This window comes from Nodosilinea nodulosa PCC 7104 (assembly GCF_000309385.1).
In the GTDB taxonomy this organism is placed as follows: Bacteria; Cyanobacteriota; Cyanobacteriia; order Phormidesmidales; family Phormidesmidaceae; genus Nodosilinea; species Nodosilinea nodulosa.
Window position 1 is genome coordinate 1,508,714 of sequence record NZ_JH976537.1, and the last position, 17,047, is coordinate 1,525,760.

14 protein-coding genes are annotated in these 17,047 nt (G+C 61.8%); 10 read left to right on the top strand and 4 right to left on the bottom strand.

Going from position 1 to position 17,047, the window contains the following annotated elements; all coding sequences use genetic code 11:
• The first annotated feature begins 3 nt into the window (after positions 1 to 3).
• A complete protein-coding gene (locus tag LEPTO7104_RS0106775; RefSeq protein ID WP_017297798.1) occupies positions 4 to 1,122 on the top strand; it encodes a nuclease-related domain-containing protein in 1,119 nt (372 codons plus the stop codon).
• Positions 1,123 to 1,487: 365 nt separating this feature from the next.
• On the opposite strand, the gene LEPTO7104_RS41160 is transcribed toward LEPTO7104_RS0106775, so the two are convergent.
• Positions 1,488 to 1,655 (bottom strand): hypothetical protein, encoded by a 168-nt coding sequence (locus LEPTO7104_RS41160; protein ID WP_017297799.1) that lies wholly within the window; start codon positions 1,653 to 1,655, stop codon positions 1,488 to 1,490.
• A gap of 376 nt (positions 1,656 to 2,031) precedes the next feature.
• Between LEPTO7104_RS41160 and LEPTO7104_RS0106785 the strand changes: the two genes are divergently transcribed.
• The 6 genes from LEPTO7104_RS0106785 to LEPTO7104_RS0106810 all read left to right on the top strand — a co-directional run bounded on the left by LEPTO7104_RS0106785 (position 2,032) and on the right by LEPTO7104_RS0106810 (position 11,567).
• Positions 2,032 to 3,069 (top strand): cyclic nucleotide-binding domain-containing protein, encoded by a 1,038-nt coding sequence (locus LEPTO7104_RS0106785; RefSeq protein ID WP_017297800.1) that lies wholly within the window; start codon positions 2,032 to 2,034, stop codon positions 3,067 to 3,069.
• Positions 3,062 to 3,616: a hypothetical protein gene (locus tag LEPTO7104_RS0106790; RefSeq protein WP_017297801.1), complete on the top strand. Its 555-nt coding sequence runs from the start codon at positions 3,062 to 3,064 to the stop codon at positions 3,614 to 3,616. The genes LEPTO7104_RS0106785 and LEPTO7104_RS0106790 overlap by 8 nt, the downstream gene beginning before the upstream one ends.
• Positions 3,616 to 5,877, top strand: a complete 2,262-nt coding sequence (locus tag LEPTO7104_RS0106795) for an NHLP family bacteriocin export ABC transporter peptidase/permease/ATPase subunit (RefSeq protein WP_017297802.1) — start codon at positions 3,616 to 3,618, stop codon at positions 5,875 to 5,877. The genes LEPTO7104_RS0106790 and LEPTO7104_RS0106795 overlap by 1 nt, the downstream gene beginning before the upstream one ends.
• Positions 5,878 to 6,220: 343 nt before the next feature.
• Positions 6,221 to 9,247, top strand: a complete 3,027-nt coding sequence (locus tag LEPTO7104_RS0106800; protein WP_051158569.1) for an NHLP bacteriocin export ABC transporter permease/ATPase subunit — start codon at positions 6,221 to 6,223, stop codon at positions 9,245 to 9,247.
• Between the two features lie 305 nt (positions 9,248 to 9,552).
• Positions 9,553 to 10,866, top strand: coding sequence for a GAF domain-containing sensor histidine kinase (locus tag LEPTO7104_RS36790; RefSeq protein WP_017297804.1), 1,314 nt, complete (start codon positions 9,553 to 9,555; stop codon positions 10,864 to 10,866).
• Positions 10,867 to 10,904: 38 nt separating this feature from the next.
• Positions 10,905 to 11,567 (top strand): response regulator transcription factor, encoded by a 663-nt coding sequence (locus LEPTO7104_RS0106810; protein WP_017297805.1) that lies wholly within the window; start codon positions 10,905 to 10,907, stop codon positions 11,565 to 11,567.
• Between the two features lie 11 nt (positions 11,568 to 11,578).
• On the opposite strand, the gene LEPTO7104_RS0106815 is transcribed toward LEPTO7104_RS0106810, so the two are convergent.
• Both LEPTO7104_RS0106815 and LEPTO7104_RS0106820 read right to left on the bottom strand, forming a co-directional pair.
• A complete protein-coding gene (locus LEPTO7104_RS0106815) occupies positions 11,579 to 11,830 on the bottom strand; it encodes a hypothetical protein (protein ID WP_017297806.1) in 252 nt (83 codons plus the stop codon).
• Positions 11,827 to 12,321, bottom strand: coding sequence for a putative toxin-antitoxin system toxin component, PIN family (locus LEPTO7104_RS0106820; RefSeq protein WP_225886939.1), 495 nt, complete (start codon positions 12,319 to 12,321; stop codon positions 11,827 to 11,829). The genes LEPTO7104_RS0106815 and LEPTO7104_RS0106820 overlap by 4 nt, the downstream gene beginning before the upstream one ends.
• A gap of 93 nt (positions 12,322 to 12,414) precedes the next feature.
• On the opposite strand from LEPTO7104_RS0106820, the gene LEPTO7104_RS0106825 reads away from it, so the two are divergent.
• From LEPTO7104_RS0106825 to LEPTO7104_RS33035, 3 genes are all read left to right on the top strand, one after another.
• Positions 12,415 to 13,071: a vWA domain-containing protein gene (locus LEPTO7104_RS0106825; protein WP_017297808.1), complete on the top strand. Its 657-nt coding sequence runs from the start codon at positions 12,415 to 12,417 to the stop codon at positions 13,069 to 13,071.
• A 70-nt stretch (positions 13,072 to 13,141) separates the two neighbouring features.
• Positions 13,142 to 13,957 (top strand): PP2C family serine/threonine-protein phosphatase, encoded by an 816-nt coding sequence (locus LEPTO7104_RS0106830; protein WP_017297809.1) that lies wholly within the window; start codon positions 13,142 to 13,144, stop codon positions 13,955 to 13,957.
• 212 nt (positions 13,958 to 14,169) lie between these two features.
• Positions 14,170 to 15,591 (top strand): helix-hairpin-helix domain-containing protein, encoded by a 1,422-nt coding sequence (locus LEPTO7104_RS33035; RefSeq protein WP_017297810.1) that lies wholly within the window; start codon positions 14,170 to 14,172, stop codon positions 15,589 to 15,591.
• 10 nt (positions 15,592 to 15,601) lie between these two features.
• Here LEPTO7104_RS33035 and LEPTO7104_RS0106840 read toward each other — a convergent pair whose 3' ends face one another.
• Positions 15,602 to 16,978 (bottom strand): MATE family efflux transporter, encoded by a 1,377-nt coding sequence (locus LEPTO7104_RS0106840; protein ID WP_017297811.1) that lies wholly within the window; start codon positions 16,976 to 16,978, stop codon positions 15,602 to 15,604.
• Between the last annotated feature and the right edge of the window lie 69 nt (positions 16,979 to 17,047).

Genomic DNA, 17,047 nt, shown 5'->3' on the forward strand with positions numbered 1-17,047 from the left:
GTCATGATTGTTAAAGAGCTGGATGCCCTTCCCCCCAACGCCAGTAAGCAGATGCAGGCGGGGCGCAAAGCCGAAGAACAGATGGCATTTTACCTCCGTCGCGCGTTTGGAGACGACCCCACAATCAAGGTGCTAAACGGCCTGCGGGTAGAGCGGCAGGGAGAGATTGCCCAAATTGATCACCTGCTGATCAGCAACCACGGCTTCGTTCTGATCGAGAGCAAAAGCGTCACCACAAAAATCCGCGTCAATACCGAGGGAGAGTGGTCGCGCCAGGTGGCGCCTGATTGGAAAGGTATGCCGTCACCCCTGCTGCAAGTCGATCGCCAGGCTGAGTTGCTCAGGGCTTTGCTGAATGACCACGTTGATGACTTCTACCGCAAATTGTTAGCGTTTCAATTTACATTTACCTCGGTGCCCTTTGATGGACTGGTGGCCATCTCCGACACTGGCGTCATTCAGCGCCCCTCTGGCTTCGCCACCAAGCAAGTCCTCAAAGCCGATCAGATCACGCGTCGAATTCAGGAGATGAACGCGGCATACCGCCGGGCGAGTAGTTTATTCTCTCTCAACTTAAAAGATGCTGGGGCTGAATGGAGCGACAAAACCATGACAAAGCTGGTGGAGTTTTTGCTGCAACGGCATACCCCTCAGCCCCAGCCAATCAGTTCCCCTATCTCTGCAAAAATTCTGCCCAGCAGCAGGGAAACTCGCCATCCTCCCCAGCCAAAGAGAGCAACGTCTCCCGTAGCCAAGCCGCAGTCCTATCCAACCCCCTCACCCCGGCCCCAGACCGTACCCGTGGCCACCAGAGGTGCCACTGCTGCGATCAAACCCCAGCCCAGCCCAATTCCCTCGCCTCGGCCTCAACCAGCCGCAGCTCAAACTGCTCCAACGGTCTCTGGGGCCACCTGTCGCGGCTGCGGCGGCAGCCGCTTAGCCATTACCTACGGCAAGTACGGCTACTACTTTAAATGTGCTGACTGCGGCGGCAATACACCGATTAAAGTAACCTGTGCCAACGGTGAAAAAGCCAAAATCTCTAAGCAGGGGCGGGAGTTTTATGTGGTGTGCTCTGATATGTCAGAGCCGCAGCTCTTTTACGTCAACCCTGAAAACTAAACGCCGAACAAGCCTAAGATGGCGTTTGAAAAGTGATCTGCTGTAGCTTTAGCCACATGCTGATCCCCCCTGCCCCCCTTAAAAAGGGGGGTAGAAGTCCCCTTTTTTAAGGGGGATTTAGGGGAATCTCCACTTTTGCTACAAAAAATAGGACTTTTCAAACATCCTCTAAATAGCTGACTCAAACCGCTCGGGAGCTCGCAGACTCGCCCAGCCTCAGCGCCACAGCCATAATCATTAGGGATTCCCCAGGGCTGCACCTGTAAACTGCAATAAAAGCCTTTGCTCAATTGAGCAAAGGCTTTTGAGGATTAATCGTTCTGCCCCAGGGCTAATCTGCGAAAAATCCTAGGAAGAAAATTAATTTAGTCTTTGTCCAGATTTTCGCGACGAATCTCATCTAGACGGGATGCATCTTTATCCAGATTCTCCTGGCGTAGCTGATCAAAATCTACGCCGCCAGCAACTTCTTCCAGCTGGTCATCGGATAGAGATTCGTCTTCGGCGGCGGTTTTTGCGGTATCTTCAATCATTTGGAAATCCTCCTGTTTGGATTGCCTACTCATCCTAAAACTCGCCACCAAGATTTGTCTGCCTGAAAAAATCGGCGCTTGACCCTAAGCCAATTCTTAACGCTGGCTGAGAGACAAATTAAAGCGACCTTAATTGACGCTATTAATCTTGTTTTCTGAGACTTTCAGCGGAGATATTTTTGCTCTTTCAGGGATCTAGTTACGGACATCCACTTATCAGCAAAATAGTCGGCTCTAGCCATTAAAGAAATGTAGCCTCGACATCAAAAAGACGCTGACGAAGGCTCAAGCTGCCGGATAAAATCTTTTACTTATGTAAAGTAATGCTTTCTATGTAAAGCCCCTCTAGGATGAGTTTGTTGCATCCATTGGGCCGATGACAGACACACTGCTGCGAGTGCTCAGTAATGCCGATCTAGACTGGATGATTTCCTGCGGTGAACGTCAGACCCTGGGGGCAGGCCACGGGGTATTGCACCCTTACACCGTTCCCGATCGCGTGGTTCTGGTCATTGAGGGCAGTCTGGGGGAGAGCTTTGCCGCCGCCCAGGGGGCCGTTGACGACGCCCTGCTGATTGACGAGCTGGGGCAGGGGGAACTGGTAGGCTTTAGCCCGCTGCTCGATGCGCCCAACGTGACGGCGGTGAAGGCGCTGAAGTCAACGCAAATTTTGTCGCTGCCGATCGCCCAGATCCAGGCCAAGCTGGCGGAAGATATTGCCTTTGCGGCCCATTTCTACCACGCGATCGCGCTCATGCTGGCCGATCGCCTGCGCCGCCTGTTCGAGCATCCCGGTCGAGTGCGGTTTTGGGGCGACGGCGCTGGCAGCGACGTGCTGACGGTATTTGGCGAGCTGCGCGACAGCGACATCGACTGGCTCACCGCCTTTGGCCAGATCGAAACCATCCCCGCCGATCGGGTGCTGCTCCAGGCGGCGCGTCCGGTGGAGTCGCTCTACATTTTGCTGGACGGGCAGATGGGGCTATCGGCTCCCCAGGACACCTTTAACCCCCTGGCCCTGTGCTTTTTGGGGCTTGAGGCCAGCACCCCGGGCCAGCCCGCCTTTGCCACCCTGACCCAGGGCAGCATGCCGGGGATTATCTCGTTTTTAGACTTTCGGCCCCTGCCGGTGACGGTGCGATCGCAGAGTGAATGCCTGATCTTCGCCGTGCCCCGCCAGACCCTGGCCACCAAGCTCCAGGTGGATGACAGCTTTGCCTCCCGGTTTTACCGCGTCATTGCCATGCAGATTATGGCCCAGCTGCAGGCCATGGGCATGCGCCTGCTAGAGCCGGGGAAGCCCGCCGCCATGGACGACGAAGAGCTCGACATGGACGACCTGCACCAGGTCTCCGAGGGGGCCAAAAAGTTTAACTGGATGCTGGCCCAGCTGGGGGTAAACGGCCATGGCTGAGCGAGAAAGCCTATTTCGCCAGGAATCGCTGGAGCGGCTGTCGTCGCCCGAGCGGCTGGATGAGCTGATGAAGCTGGTCACCCTCAAGACCTGGCTACCCCTGGGCACCCTCGGCCTGCTGCTGGGTCTGGGTCTGCTCTGGAGCATCGTTGGGCGTGTGCCCATCACCACCACCGGCAAGGGGCTGCTGGTGCAGGACGACAACTCGCCGCAGCTGGTGGCCCTGCTGATTTTTGACAACCGCTACCGGGGGCAGCTGCGGGCGGGCATGCCGGTGGTGCTAATGCCCGAAACCCTGGTCTCGTATAACGCGCCGGGGGTGCCCGCCGAGGTCACGGAGATTGTCGACTCCGGTGCCCTCACCCTGAGCCAGGCCCGCCAGGGAAAAGACCCCTACGCGGGCGGCTTTGAGGTGCTGGCCCACCTGACCCCGATGGCCCAGGCCATGCCCCCCAACACGATCGCGCCGGGGGTGGCGGTGGAGGGGCGCATCACCCTGGCCCAAAAGCCGCCCATTGTGTTTGTCCTGCCGTTTTTAGATCGGTAATGGTTTTCCTGATTCCTTCCACCAAACCGCGCTTCAAGCGGGTCAAAACCCCCACCGTGCTGCAAATGGAGGCGGTGGAATGTGGGGCGGCGGCCCTGGGCAAGGTGCTGGGCTACCACGGCAAGATCATTCCCCTGGCGGAACTGCGCCAGGCCTGCGGCGTGTCGCGGGACGGGGTGACAGCGGCCAGCCTGCTCAAGGCCGCCCGCAGCTACGGCATGGAGGCCAAGGGCTTTAAAAAAAGCCTGGAGCGGGCGCTGGAGCTGGAGCCGCCGTTTATTGTGTTCTGGCACTTTAACCACTTTCTGGTGGTCGAGGGCCAGGATGCGCGCTGGATTTACCTCAACGACCCGGCCACCGGCCCCCGCCGGATTAGCCCCGCCGAGTTTGACGAGGGCTACACCGGCATTGCCCTCACCTTTGCGCCGGGGCCAGAGTTCCAGCAGGGCGGGCAAAAGCCAAGCGTGACGCGATCGCTCTGGCAGCGGCTGCACCGCTCCTGGGGCATTTTGCTGCTGGCCCTGCTGGCGGGGCTGTTTCTGGTGCTGCCCGCCCTGGTGCTGCCCGCCCTCAGCCGCATCTTTGTCGATTCGGTGCTGCTGGCGGGGCGGTCTGACTGGCTGCCCTACCTGCTGGTGGGGCTGGCGCTGACGGCGGTGGTGCAGGGCTGGCTGACGGCGCTCCAGCTCAGGTACCTGCGATCGCTGCAAATCAAGCTGGCCGTCGGCACCACCAGCCGCTTTGTGTGGCACGTGCTGCGCCTGCCCGTGGGCTTCTACGCCCAGCGCTTTGCCGGGGAAATTGCCAGCCGCATTCGCCTCAACGACGAGGTGGCCAGCGTGCTCTCGGGCCGCCTCACCAGCACCTTGATCAGCCTGGTGCTGGTGCTGTTCTACGCTGCGGCCATGGCCCAGTACGACCTGCTGCTGACGGCGATCGTGGTCGGCTTTGCGATCGTCAACGTCGTCACCTTGCAGTGGATTGCCCGCGAGCGGGTGAACGCCAACCTGCGCCTGGCCCAGGAGACGGGCAAAGCGGCGGGGGTGGCGATCGCGGGCCTGCAAACCATGGAAACCCTCAAAGCCTCCGGGCTAGAATCCGACTTTTTTGCCCGCTGGGCCGGGTACTACGCCAAGTCGATCAACGCCCAGCAGGACCTCGGCCTCACCAACCAAACCCTCGGCATTCTGCCCAGCTTGCTCTCGGCCCTGGCCAGCCTGGCCCTGCTGGTGTTCGGCGGCTGGCGCGTGATCAACGGCAGCCTCAGCATCGGCATGCTGGTGGCCTTTCAGCTACTCATGGTCAGTTTTCAGCGCCCGGTCAACAACCTGGTGCGCTTCGCCAGCACGTTGCAGACGTTGCAGGGGAATTTGACAAGATTGGATGATGTGCTAGGGAATGCTGTGGACCCGCAGCTTTTAGAAAACGAAGAAATTCAAAATTCAAAATTCAAAATTCAAAATTCTCTTACTCTCCCATCGTCCTCACCCCCTCACCCACCCACCCATTCACCCCTTCACCCACCCACCCACCGCCTCACCGGCTCCATCACCCTCCACGATGTCGCCTTCGGCTACCATCCCCTCGAACCGCCGCTGATCGACGGGCTGAGTCTGTCGATTCAGCCGGGGCAGCGGGTCGCTCTAGTGGGGGGCAGCGGGTCGGGCAAATCGACGGTGGCGAAGGTAATTGCCGGGCTGTACGAGCCGCGATCGGGGGAAATTTTGTTCGACGGCAGGCCCCGCCGTCAGATTTCCCGCGCGGTGTTGACCAACTCCATCGCCGTGGTGGAACAGGATATTTTGATCTTCGAAGGCTCGATTCGCGACAACCTCACCCTGTGGGACACCACCATTCCGGAGGTAGACCTGCGCCGCGCCGCCCAGGATGCCGCCATTGAAGCGGCCATTCTGGCGCTGCCCTACGGCTATAGCGCCTCGCTGCTAGAGGGGGCCGCCAACCTCAGCGGCGGTCAGCGCCAGCGCCTGGAGATCGCCCGCGCCCTGGTGGGAAACCCCTCGATTTTGATCTTGGACGAAGCCACCAGCGCCCTGGATACCGAAACCGAGCAAATCATCGATCAAAACCTGCGGCGGCGGGGCTGCACCTGCGTGATTGTCGCCCACCGCCTCAGCACCATCCGCGACTGCGACGAAATTTTGGTGTTTGAGCAGGGCAAGGTCGTGCAGCGCGGCACCCACGAAAGCCTCTGGGCCGAGGGGGGGCTGTACGGCAAGCTGATTCAAAGCGAAGGAGGGTGAGCAGAGTGAATGTGAGTGCTGAGAACATTTTGAGTGGTGCATTGCTTCGCGAATGCACCCTACAGCTTACGAAAGTGAGAGTTTGGCTGTTTATCTCAACAGATAGCCAACAGACTGCGACCGATCAACCCTCCAAATTTAGCAATTTTCCAGTTGATCCTTCCGTTGGGTCCAGGGCGGCGGCACGGCCCTGGTCGAGGGGGTCTGGGGACATTTCGATTGTCCCCAGCGGCAAGCTTGGCTTTACTAGATTTTGACCTACAGCACCTAGAACCCCTCTAAATAGTGCATTGCTTCGCTCTGGCGCTTGCACCCCCAGGAAACCCATAAACTTACCGCTACCATGCTGCAATCTGCGATCGCCCCTTTCCCCCGCACTATCACCGCCAACCAACCCCTGCTGCTCACCGATCCCACCCGGCTGTGGCAGGTCAAATCGGGCCGGGTCGCCATCTTTGCGGTGCCCATGGCCGACGGCCAGCCCAGCGGCGAACGGCGCTTTCTCTTCATCGTCGGGGCTGGGGAAGCCCTGTTTGCCGCCGATACTTGCTCCAACACCGGCCTGGGGCTGATCGCCGTCGCCGTCGAACCCGCCGAAATTGCCCCCCTGCCCCTGAGCGAAACCGACGATGCCGACTGCCCCACCCCCCTGCTAAAAGCCCTGATTGACCCCTGGATTCACCACTGGGGTAGCATCGACGGCTTTCCCAGAACCGCCCAAACCGGCCAGGTGCCCGAAGTCCACTACATTTCCCTCACCCGTGGCCAGGTCTGTCGGCCCGACACCCAGGTGCTGTGGATTCGCATGCAGGAGGGCACCGCCACCTGGATGGGCAATCCCAATTTTCCGATTACCGCCGCGCTGGGCTGCTTTCCCCTGGGGCAGGGCACCTATATGCAGGCCCAGGACCACATCGAGTTTTTTGCCCGCCCCACCGCCGAGGTCAAATCTCGCAAGGTTTTGCTGCGAGGCATCGCCCAGCTCCACCGCTACTGCTTTAGCACCCTGGAGCAGATCGACGCCCGCCACCAGCGCCTGAGTTTAAAGCGGTTCCAGCAGCGCCAGCAGCTCAACCAGGCCGTTACCGAGAACGTCGTCCACAGCCTGGCCGGAGTGCTCGACGGCGACGCTGCCGAGGCTGGCGAATCGCCCCTGCTGGCGGCGGCGGGGGCCGTGGGCAAAGCCCTGGGCGTCACCATTCAGCCCCCCGCCCCCTCGGAGAACGCGGCCCGGACGAAAGAACCGCTGGATGCGATCGCCCGCGCCTCCCAACTGCGGCTGCGCCGCGTGCTGCTGCGGGGCCAGTGGTGGCAGCAGGACAGTGGCCCCATGGTCGCCTACCTCAAGGGCGACGGGCAGCAGAGCCAGCGTCTCCCCGTTGCCCTGCTGCCCGCCTCCGGCAGCCGCTACGACCTCTACGCCCCCACCGGCCTCCCTGCGAATCTAGATGCCGGCGGTCAACAATTTTCCGCCCGGCTGCGCAAAGGAACCGGGAAGAATGCCCTGCCCACCCCATCACCCCCATCCACCCATCCACCCACCTCCCCATCCACCCATCCACCCACCTCCCCATCCACCCGCACACCCATCACCCCCACCCTCGCCCAGCACCTCGACCCCGTCGCCTTCGTCTTCTACCGCCCCCTGCCGACTGGCGATCTCAACGTCCTATCGCTGCTGCACTTCGCCTTTCGCGGCCAGGGCAAAGACTGGCTGATGATCGGCTTGACGGGGGTTGCCGTCACGCTCATTGGGATGGCGGTGCCCCAGGCCACGGCGGTGCTGGTGGATACGGTGGTGCCCTACGGCGATCGCGCCCTGCTCTGGCAAATTGGTCTGGGCCTGCTGGCGGCGGCCTTTGGGGCGGCGAGCTTTCAGCTGGCCCAGGCGATCGCCACCCTGCGGGTGGAAACCGGGGCCGATGCCCACCTGCAAGCCGCCGTCTGGGACCGCCTGCTGAAGCTGCAAACCGGCTTCTTTCGGCAGTACCCCACGGGCGATTTGGCCTCGCGGGTGTCGAGTATTTCGGCCATTCGCCGCAAGCTCAGCGGCTCGGCCCTGCAGGGGCTGTTTGCCGGTGTCTTTTCGCTGCTAAACCTGGGCCTGCTGATCTACTACAGCCCCACCCTGGCCGGGGTGGCCCTGGTGGTGGGGCTGCTGGTAATGGGCATCACCCTGGCCTCAGGCCTGGTGCTGGTGCGCCGCTATCGCCCGCTGCTCGAAATTCAGGGCCAGCTCTACGGCCTGGTGGTACAGCTAATCAACGGCATCGCCAAACTGCGCATGGCCGGGGCCGAGGAGCGGGCCTTTGCCGCCTGGGGCCAGCGCTACGGCCAGCAGCTCCGCCTCACCCTCAGCACCCAGCAGCTCGAAGATGCGGTGTCGGTCTTCAACACGGTGCTGCCAATTTTGACCACCGTGGCGCTGTTCTGGCTGGCCAGCCAAATGCTGGGCAGTGCCAGCGCGGGCCTCTCTACCGGCACGTTTTTGGCCTTTTCCGTGGCCTTTGGCACCTTTATTACCGGAGCCACCAGCCTTAGCAACACCCTGGTAGACCTGCTGGATGTGGTGCCCCTGTGGCAGCGGGCCAGCCCCATTCTCCACGCCGAGCCCGAGGTCAACCTGACCAAGGCCGATCCGGGCCAGCTGACGGGGGCATTTTCGGTCGATCGGGTCACTTTTCGCTACAGCGACGAGGGTCCGGTGATTCTCGACAATGTTAGTTTTGCGGCCCAGCCGGGGGAATTCATCGCCCTGGTGGGGCCGTCCGGCTCGGGCAAATCCACCGCCATGCGGCTGCTCTTGGGGTTCGACACGCCCCAGGCGGGCAGCGTCTACTACGACGGCCAGGCCCTGGCGGGGCTGGATGTGGTAGCGGTGCGTCGGCAGTGCGGGGTGGTGCTGCAAACCAGCCGCCTCAGCGCCGGGTCGATTTTTGAGAACCTGGCCGGGGGGGCGCTGATCTCCCTCGACGACGCCTGGGATGCTGCCGAGAAGGCGGGCCTGGCCGCCGACCTGCGGGCGATGCCGATGCAGATGCACACGGTGGTCAGCGAGGGGGGCAGCAACCTGTCGGGGGGCCAGCGTCAGCGCCTGCTGATTGCCCGCGCCCTGGCGGTGAAGCCCAAAATCATGCTGATGGATGAGGCCACCAGCGCCCTGGACAACCGCACCCAGGCGATCGTCACCGAAAGCCTGGACCGCCTCAAGGTGACGCGGGTGGTGATTGCCCACCGGCTCAGCACCATTCGCCACGCCGATCGCATCTACGTGCTGGAGGCGGGTCGCCTGGTGCAGCAGGGCAGCTTTGAGGACCTGGCCGGCCAGCCGGGGCTGTTTAGCCAGCTGATCAAGCGCCAGATGACCTGAAATTCGGCGGCTATGGCGGGCCTGATCGCCCGATCGCCAGGCCAGGGCGCAGAGGGCCGGGTCCGTATGGTTCTACCCGGCGATCGCTGTCGATCCAGCTAGAGCTATGGGCCGTCTGGTTAAGACTTGTCTCCCATAAACGTTCCAGCGTTTGAACGTTCACAGGGTTTCTGGATGTCCTAACCAACGCGACTATGGCTCTAGCTCCAGCTTCCCCAGGCGGCTTAAGAGTTTCTGTCAGTTCACCCGTGTTCCGTGGGAATCAGCCTAGACTGCTTATGTGCAGCGTCAGCATCCGGAGAGCTTTGAGAAACCTACAAAACTACTTCAGCTCTGGCGTATCAGAGGCCCAGCCTATCGGCCCGGAGCCGCCCCTCGACTTGGCCCAGGCCAACCGGGTGGTGCAGGCGTCGCTGGGCAAACTGGCCGATGAACCCGACCTGGAAACGTTTTTGGGCCATTTGCTCAGGGTGTGTGCCGATCGCTTTGGCGCCCCAGAGGCAGGCATTTGGCGCTACGAAAACGGTCTGTTTCGCCTGTTTGTCTCCTACGAAGACGGCGAGATCAAGTCCCAGGAGGCCATTGGCCACCCCGGCGCATCGCTGGCCGTAGCCCGCAAAATTCGCAACCAGCAGGTGCTGAGCCGCCTGCGCAAGCGAGAAATGATTAGCGACTACCCCGAAGACTTTGCCGCCCAGCCGGTGTACGAGCACTTTCGGGGCTACTTTCAGCGGCGGGGCATTCAGGCGGCCCACAAAATTCCGCTATTTTTGGGCGATGACCTGCGGGGCATTTTGGTCATGCGGTTTACCCACCGTCGCCGGTTCAACTCCGCCGAGACCGAGCTGGCCGTCGCCCTGGGCAACCAGGCCGTGCTGGCCCTGGAGCTAACTCGCCTGGCCGAGGCGGCCCAGAGCGCCGCCATTGTGGAAGAGCGCAACCGCATGGCCCGCGACATCCACGATACCCTGGCCCAGACTTTCACCAGCATTTTGATGCGGCTGCAGACGGCCTCCCTCGCGCTCAGCGACCCGATTGCGGCCCCTGCGGCCCCTGCCGAGGCCCAGGCCGCCCTGACCAATATCGATCGCGCCTGCGAACTGGCCCGCGAGGGGCTGGCCAACACCCGACGATCGGTGCAGGCGCTGCGCCCCCCGGATCTGATGGGGCGATCGCTGCCCGCCGCCCTGGCCGACTGCCTCCAGCAGATGACCGGGGGCACCAGCCTCGATAGCCAGTTCTGCCTGGCGGGGCAGCCCTTTGCCCTGCCCGAGGCCACCGAACTAGAGCTGTTTCGCATTGCCCAGGAGGCAATTACCAACAGCTGCAAGCATGCCCAGGCCCGCACGATCTCGGTGCAGCTCACCTACCAAGCCAATGCCCTGCGCCTGCTGGTGGCCGATGACGGCATCGGCTTCACCCCGACCGAAGCAGCGGCGTCTAAAGGGTTTGGGCTGGTCAGCATGCAGCAGCGGGCCGATCGCATTGGCGGACGTTTGACCCTGGGCAGCGGGGCTCAGGCTCCCGCGGCTGAGGGCAACAGGCCGCCCCCCACGCCCGAGGGCGAGGGCAGTCCGGGGACCCAGGTCTGCATCGTGCTGAATGTGAGCCAGAGTTGAACGAAAGCCAGAGTTGAATGTAAGCCAGAGTCAAACCTATGGTGATGCAAACTGACCAGGGGACGATCGCTCAACGGCCAACGGCCCCCATTCGCGTGCTCATTACCGACGATCACCCAGCCATGCGCGAGGGGCTGTCGGCCCTGCTAGAGCGTCAGGTCGATCTTCAGGTGGTCGCCATGGCCGCCGATGGCTACGACGCGATCGCCCTGATTCGCACCCACCAGCCCGACGTCATTTTGATGGATCTGCGCATGCCCCGCCTGGAGGGGGCCGACGCCATCGCCGCCATCTGTGGCGAATGGCCCGAGGCCCGCATCATCATTCTCACCACCTTTGACGGCGACGAGGACATCTTCCGCGCCCTGCGGGCGGGAGCCAGGGGCTACCTGCTCAAAGACGCCCCCTGCGAAGAGCTGTTCACCGCCATTCGCCAGGTGCATGGCGGCCAAAAATACATCATGTCGCAGGTGGCCCAAAAGCTCACCGATCGCTTTCAAAGCTCAGAACTCACCGATCGCGAGATGGAGGTGCTAAAGCTGCTGGTGCAGGGCAACACCAACCGCGACATCAGCGAATTGCTCTGCATCGCCGAGGGCACGGTGAAGTTCCACGTGCGCAACATTCTAGATAAGCTCGGAGCCAGCGATCGCACCCAGGCCGTCACCATCGCCCTCAAGCGCGGCCTGGCGCGGCTTTAGCCCAATTCAGCTCAGACCTGAGCTGAATTGGGCTCATCCCCCGGTAGCGGGTCAACATCGGGCACTCGCGCCAGCAGTTGGGCAAACTGTTCCTCGTCAAATTTTTCAGCATACCGCCGCAGTAGGCGCTCAGTTCTGGCTGCCCCTACCTTCTCTGCGATCGCAGCTACCAACCACTGATCGAGGGAAACACCGCTGTCAGCCGCTAACTGGCGAATTTCCTCCAGCAGGTCGCTGGGGAGCGATAACGGATAAGAACTCATTGGGTTAATCTCTCCACTAACGTATGCCTAGCGAGCACAGTTTGCGGCCTGAGCACTTTAAGGCCAAAGCGTTGAGCTGCGGGCAGAAAATCTTGCACATTAAAGGTCACAATGGCCTGAGCCTGAGCGTTAATGGCACAGTCAAGAACCATTTCATCATCTGGATCCGTAAGCTGAGGACGCCACATAAAATAGATCGGCACTGGAACCATGCGAGACGCCAACATCGCCAAAACCAAATCTATTTCGTGGTCATCGATCCAGAAATTCCTCAGGTTGGCATCTCGGCGCAGTACGTCGTCATACTCTAAAAATAGCGCTTCTGAAACTGCACCGTTAACCAGTCCCTGACTCAGCGCTTGTAAAATTACAAAGCTTGCACCTCGACGCGATCTAAGCGCAGCCACCCAAATATTGGTATCGAAAACATAGAGCATGGCTTTGTGGGCAAGCTTGACAGTTGATGTCCTGCCATGGGCTGATTCTCGCATAGGACGCTGGTGGCATCACAATCTGTAAAACTCGATACCCCCATCGGGCAGTACTCTGGTGAAGGTCATTCGTGAATCCGGGGGAGACAGTCAATGCCTGTAGGATTACCTGAATTCGTAGAAAACCCAGAAAACCGCTGCCCGGTGATCTTGCTGCTCGACACCTCCAACTCCATGGCGGGCGAGCCGATTCAAGAGCTGGGCCGGGGCGTGGAGGTGTTTAAGCAGGACATTCTGAAAGACAGCAAGGCGGCCCTGAGTGTGGAAGTGGCGATCGTCGCCTTTGGGCCGGTGCGGCTGGTGCAAGACTTTACCACCATCGACCAGCTCACCTCGCCGGAGCTGGTGGCCGACGGCCTCACGCCCATCGGGGAGGCGATCGACTATTCCCTGGCGCTGCTGGAAGCGCGCAAAGAAACCTACAAAGAAAACGGCATTCAGTACTATCGGCCCTGGATTTTTTTGATTACCGATGGTGCGCCCACCGATACCTGGCAGGCGGCGGCGGAAAAAATTCGCGCCGGGGAGGCGGCCCGCAAATTCTGCTTCTTTGCCGTCGGCGTGGAGGGGGCCGACATGAAGACCCTCAGCCAGATTGCCCCGGCGGAGCGCCCGCCGCTGCTGCTGAAGGGGCTCGACTTTAGCCCCATGTTTGTCTGGCTGAGCACGTCGATGAAGCGGGTGTCGAGCAGCAAGGTGGGCGAGGCCCTGGCCCTGCCCCCGGTGGAGTGGGGCCAAATCACCACGTAGGGGCACAAGGCGCGTGCCCTACTGTCGGGATTCTAGACAGGCTGAATCTTTCACTTTTTAGGACATCATTGTGGGTTGGAGAGCCATTGCCCGGTCGGCCATCGGCACCCGTCACCAGGAACAGCAGCAGCCCTGCCAGGACTATGGGGCGGTGGTGGTGGCTGCGCCCAGGGCCGAGCGCGAGCGCCACGGGGTGATTGTGGGCGCGGTGGCCGATGGGGCAGGCAGCACCCCTCACTCGGATATTGGGGCGAAGCTGGCGGTAGCGACGACCCTGCGGTATCTGGCGGGCAGCGAAATTTGGCTGCAAAAGCGGCAGCGATCGTGGCAAAACTGGGAGCAGCCGCCCGCCGAGGCAATGATGGGCAAGCTGTTTGCCAAGGCGGTGGCGCGATCGCAGACTCAGCTTGCCCAGCGGGCCAGCACCCAGGGCTGGCAGCAGGAGGAGTTGGCCTGCACCCTGCTGGCCTTTTTGGCCACCCCTAACTGGCTGGCGGCCATGCAGATTGGCGACGGCTTTATGGTGGTGAGCTACGGCCAGGCCCAGGCCGACTATCAGCTGCTGTTTCAGCCCGATCGCGGCGAGTTTGCCAACCAGACCACCTTTGTTACCGCCGCCAGTGCCCTGGACACCATGCAGGTCGCCGTGGTGGGGCAGCCTCCCCGGTTCATTGCCGCCGCCACCGATGGCCTGGAGCGAGTCGCCCTGCGCCTGAAAGACTGGACCCCCTTTGCCCCCTTCTTCAGCCCCCTGGAAGAATACCTGTGGGAAACCCCCCACCCCGAGACCGACGACGCCTATCTGATCAGCTTTCTCACCTCGGAGCGGCTCAACCAAAAAACCGACGACGACAAAACCCTGGTACTCTGCCGCTACGAGGCCTGAGCCACGGTCCGTTTGGCTACCCTCCGGGGCCAAGCAAACCCGGTGGCCCCTGTAACACCGCCCATCTGGCATCTTGAACGATGAATGTGGGGTTTTACGGACAATTTTTGCAGATAGGGCCGGGGTTTTGCGGGTGAACCAGGTTAGTCAATTGCTGAGGCCAGTGTTTATAGTGGTTGCTGATTTATAGGCGAGGCCCGATGGCAGACGGGATGTCAAAAAGCGTAGGAGCAGCCGGGCAGGTGCTGGGCTGTGTCGGCCTCAGTCGGTCGGTGGGGTTGACCACGCGGCTGGCCACCAGCGGCGAGGGGGAAGTTTGGCGCACCGACTGGCCAGGCCAGGTGGCCAAACTCTACTTCAACCCCAGCCGCGATCGCATCCGCAAGCTGGAGGTGATGATCGCCCACCCGCCCGCCGACCCCAACGCCGCCATTGGCCACCACTCCTTTGCCTGGCCCCAGGCGCTGCTGCAAAACGCCGTAGGCAGTCCTGTGGGATTTTTGATGCCCGAGATTGCCCACAGCGTCGGCCTGTTCGATGTCTACAATCCCCAGCGGCGGCGCACCGTATTACCCGGCTTTAACTGGCTGTACCTGCACGTCACGGCGATGAACATTGCCTCCATCACCCAGGCCATCCACGCTAAGGGCTACGTGCTGGGCGACATCAAGCCGCAGAATATTTTGGTCAACAACCAGGCTCTGCCCTCGGTGATCGACACCGACTCCTTTCAGGTGCGCGACCCCAGCAGCGGTCAGGTATATCGCTGCCCGGTGGGGTCCGAGGGCTTTACCCCACCCGAGCTGCTAGGCTGCGACCTGGCCCAGATCGACCAGAGCGAAGGCCACGATCGCTTTCGCCTGGCCGTGATCATTCACCTGCTGCTGTTTGGCGATCAGCCCTTCAAGGGCGTGTGGACGGGCTATGGCGACTCCCCCGACCCCAACCAGCTGCTCAGCCAAGGCCACTGGCCCTACGGCAAGACCACGCTGATTCAGCCCGGCCCGCTGACCATTCCCCTGGAGACCGTACATCCCGAGCTGCAGCAGTGCTTTTTGCGCTGCTTTAACGAGGGCCACCGCGACGCCAGCCTGCGCCCCTCCCCGGCGGAGTGGCTGCGGGCGCTGAAGCTGGCGGTGGCCGACCTGAAGGCCTGCCGAAGGGTCAACTGCCACTACTACAGCCAGAGCTACGGGCACTGCTACTGGTGCGATCGCAAAAAGACCCTGGGCATCGATGTCTTTCCCAAGGCTGCCCTCTCCCACCAGCAGCGGCAGGCCAAAAACCAAGCCGCCGTTAACACCCTGGTCAAGCCCTTGCAGGGTGCCGCTAAAGCCGCCGCCACCTACATAGGCGAACATAAGCTACAGCTGTCGCTGCCGCGATCGCCGGGGTCACGTCCTCAAATTCCCTCTCTGACGTTGCCCAAACGGTGGACTTTGCCCGAACGGTGGATCAAATATGCTGTCACCACCGGCATTGTCTCCACAGCGGTCATCACTGTGGTTTTAATTGGCAAAGTCTTGATGGCCCAGGACGATGCCGAGTCGGTGGTTTTTGGCAGTCTTCTATTCGTCGGGCTGCTCGCCCTCTGGCCCCGCCTGGTGAAGTCGTCGGATCAGAGCGAAAAGTGATTGGCGCGGGCTAGGGCTGCCTCGGGCGGGTCAACCGATGGAAGCGGGCCACAAAAATGATCCCAGCGGTAGCGACCCCGATCGATTGGCCAATCCACAGCCCGACGCCGCCCAGACCCAGCCCAAACCCCAGCAGATAGCCCGTGGTTATTCCCACCCCCCAAAAGGCCAGCCCGCTCAGCACCATGGGCGCGCGGGTATCTTGCAGGCCGTAGAGGGCTCCGGTGGCAACCCGCTGCACGCCATCGGTGAGTTCGGCCAGGGCGGCCACCAGCAGCATGGGCATGGCCAGGGCAACCACCGGAGCATTCGCCGGATCGCTCAGATCCAGGTACAGCCCAACAATGGACTGGCGAAACACCAGCAAACCCACCGCCGCCAGTAGCATAAAGGCGGCGGCGATCGCCATTGCCACATACCCGGCCCGCCGCGCCTGGGCCATATCCCCCTGCCCCAGCGCCTGCCCCACCCGCGCCGTCGCCGCGTAGGACATGCCCAGGGGCACCATAAAAATGAGGTAGATGGTCTGGTACACGGTCTGGTGGGCGGCCAGCACCTCGGGGCCGAGAATGCCCATCAAAAATGTGACCACCGCAAACAGGCCAAACTCCAGGGCAATGGTGACGGCGATCGCGCCCCCAATCCCCAGCAGCCGCCCGATCAGCCGGGGCTGCACTCGGTGCCAGCCCCGCCAAAAGCGATAGACCTGGAGCTGAGGATGCCTGAGGGTGTAGAGCAAAAACAGGCCCGCCATCAGCCAGTAGCTCAGCCCGCTGGCCAGCCCCAGCCCCCCCAGGCCCATCGCCGGAAAGCCCCATTTGCCAAAGCCCAGGGCATAGTTACCGGCAATGTTAAACGCCGTGCCCGCCAGCACAATTACAATCACCACCTGGGCCTGAGACAGGGCCGAGGCATAGCCCCGCAGCAGGGCAAAGCCCAGGGCCGGAAACGCCCCCCAGAGTATCCAGTGGAAGTAGGGGGCGGTCAGGGCGGCGATCGCCTCGGGCTGTCCCAGAAATCGCAGCACCCCATCCATCTGGCTGAGTGCCGCCATCAGGGGCAGGCTGAGGCCCAGCGATAGCCACAGGCCCTGGCGGGCGATCGCCTCAACGTGCTCCCGATGACCTGCCCCAAAGGCCTCGGCCACCAGCGGCCCCACCGCCATCACAAACCCGCCCACCACGGCGATCAAAAACTGAAAGCACATTGCCGCCAGCCCCCCGGCGGCGAGGGTCTCAGCCCCCAGTCGCCCCATCATCAGCGTGTCGACAAAGCCCACCGCCGCCTGGGCCACCTGGGCAGCGGCCAGGGGCACCGCCAGGGCCAGAAAGGCTTGCACCTCTGAGCCAATGTTGGCCGAGGCCGGAGATTTTTCCTGTATGCGCATTGAAAGATAAAACCCGAGGCAGTGAACCTGAGTTTGGGATTAGCACAGTCCCGAAGGGCGGTACCGGAC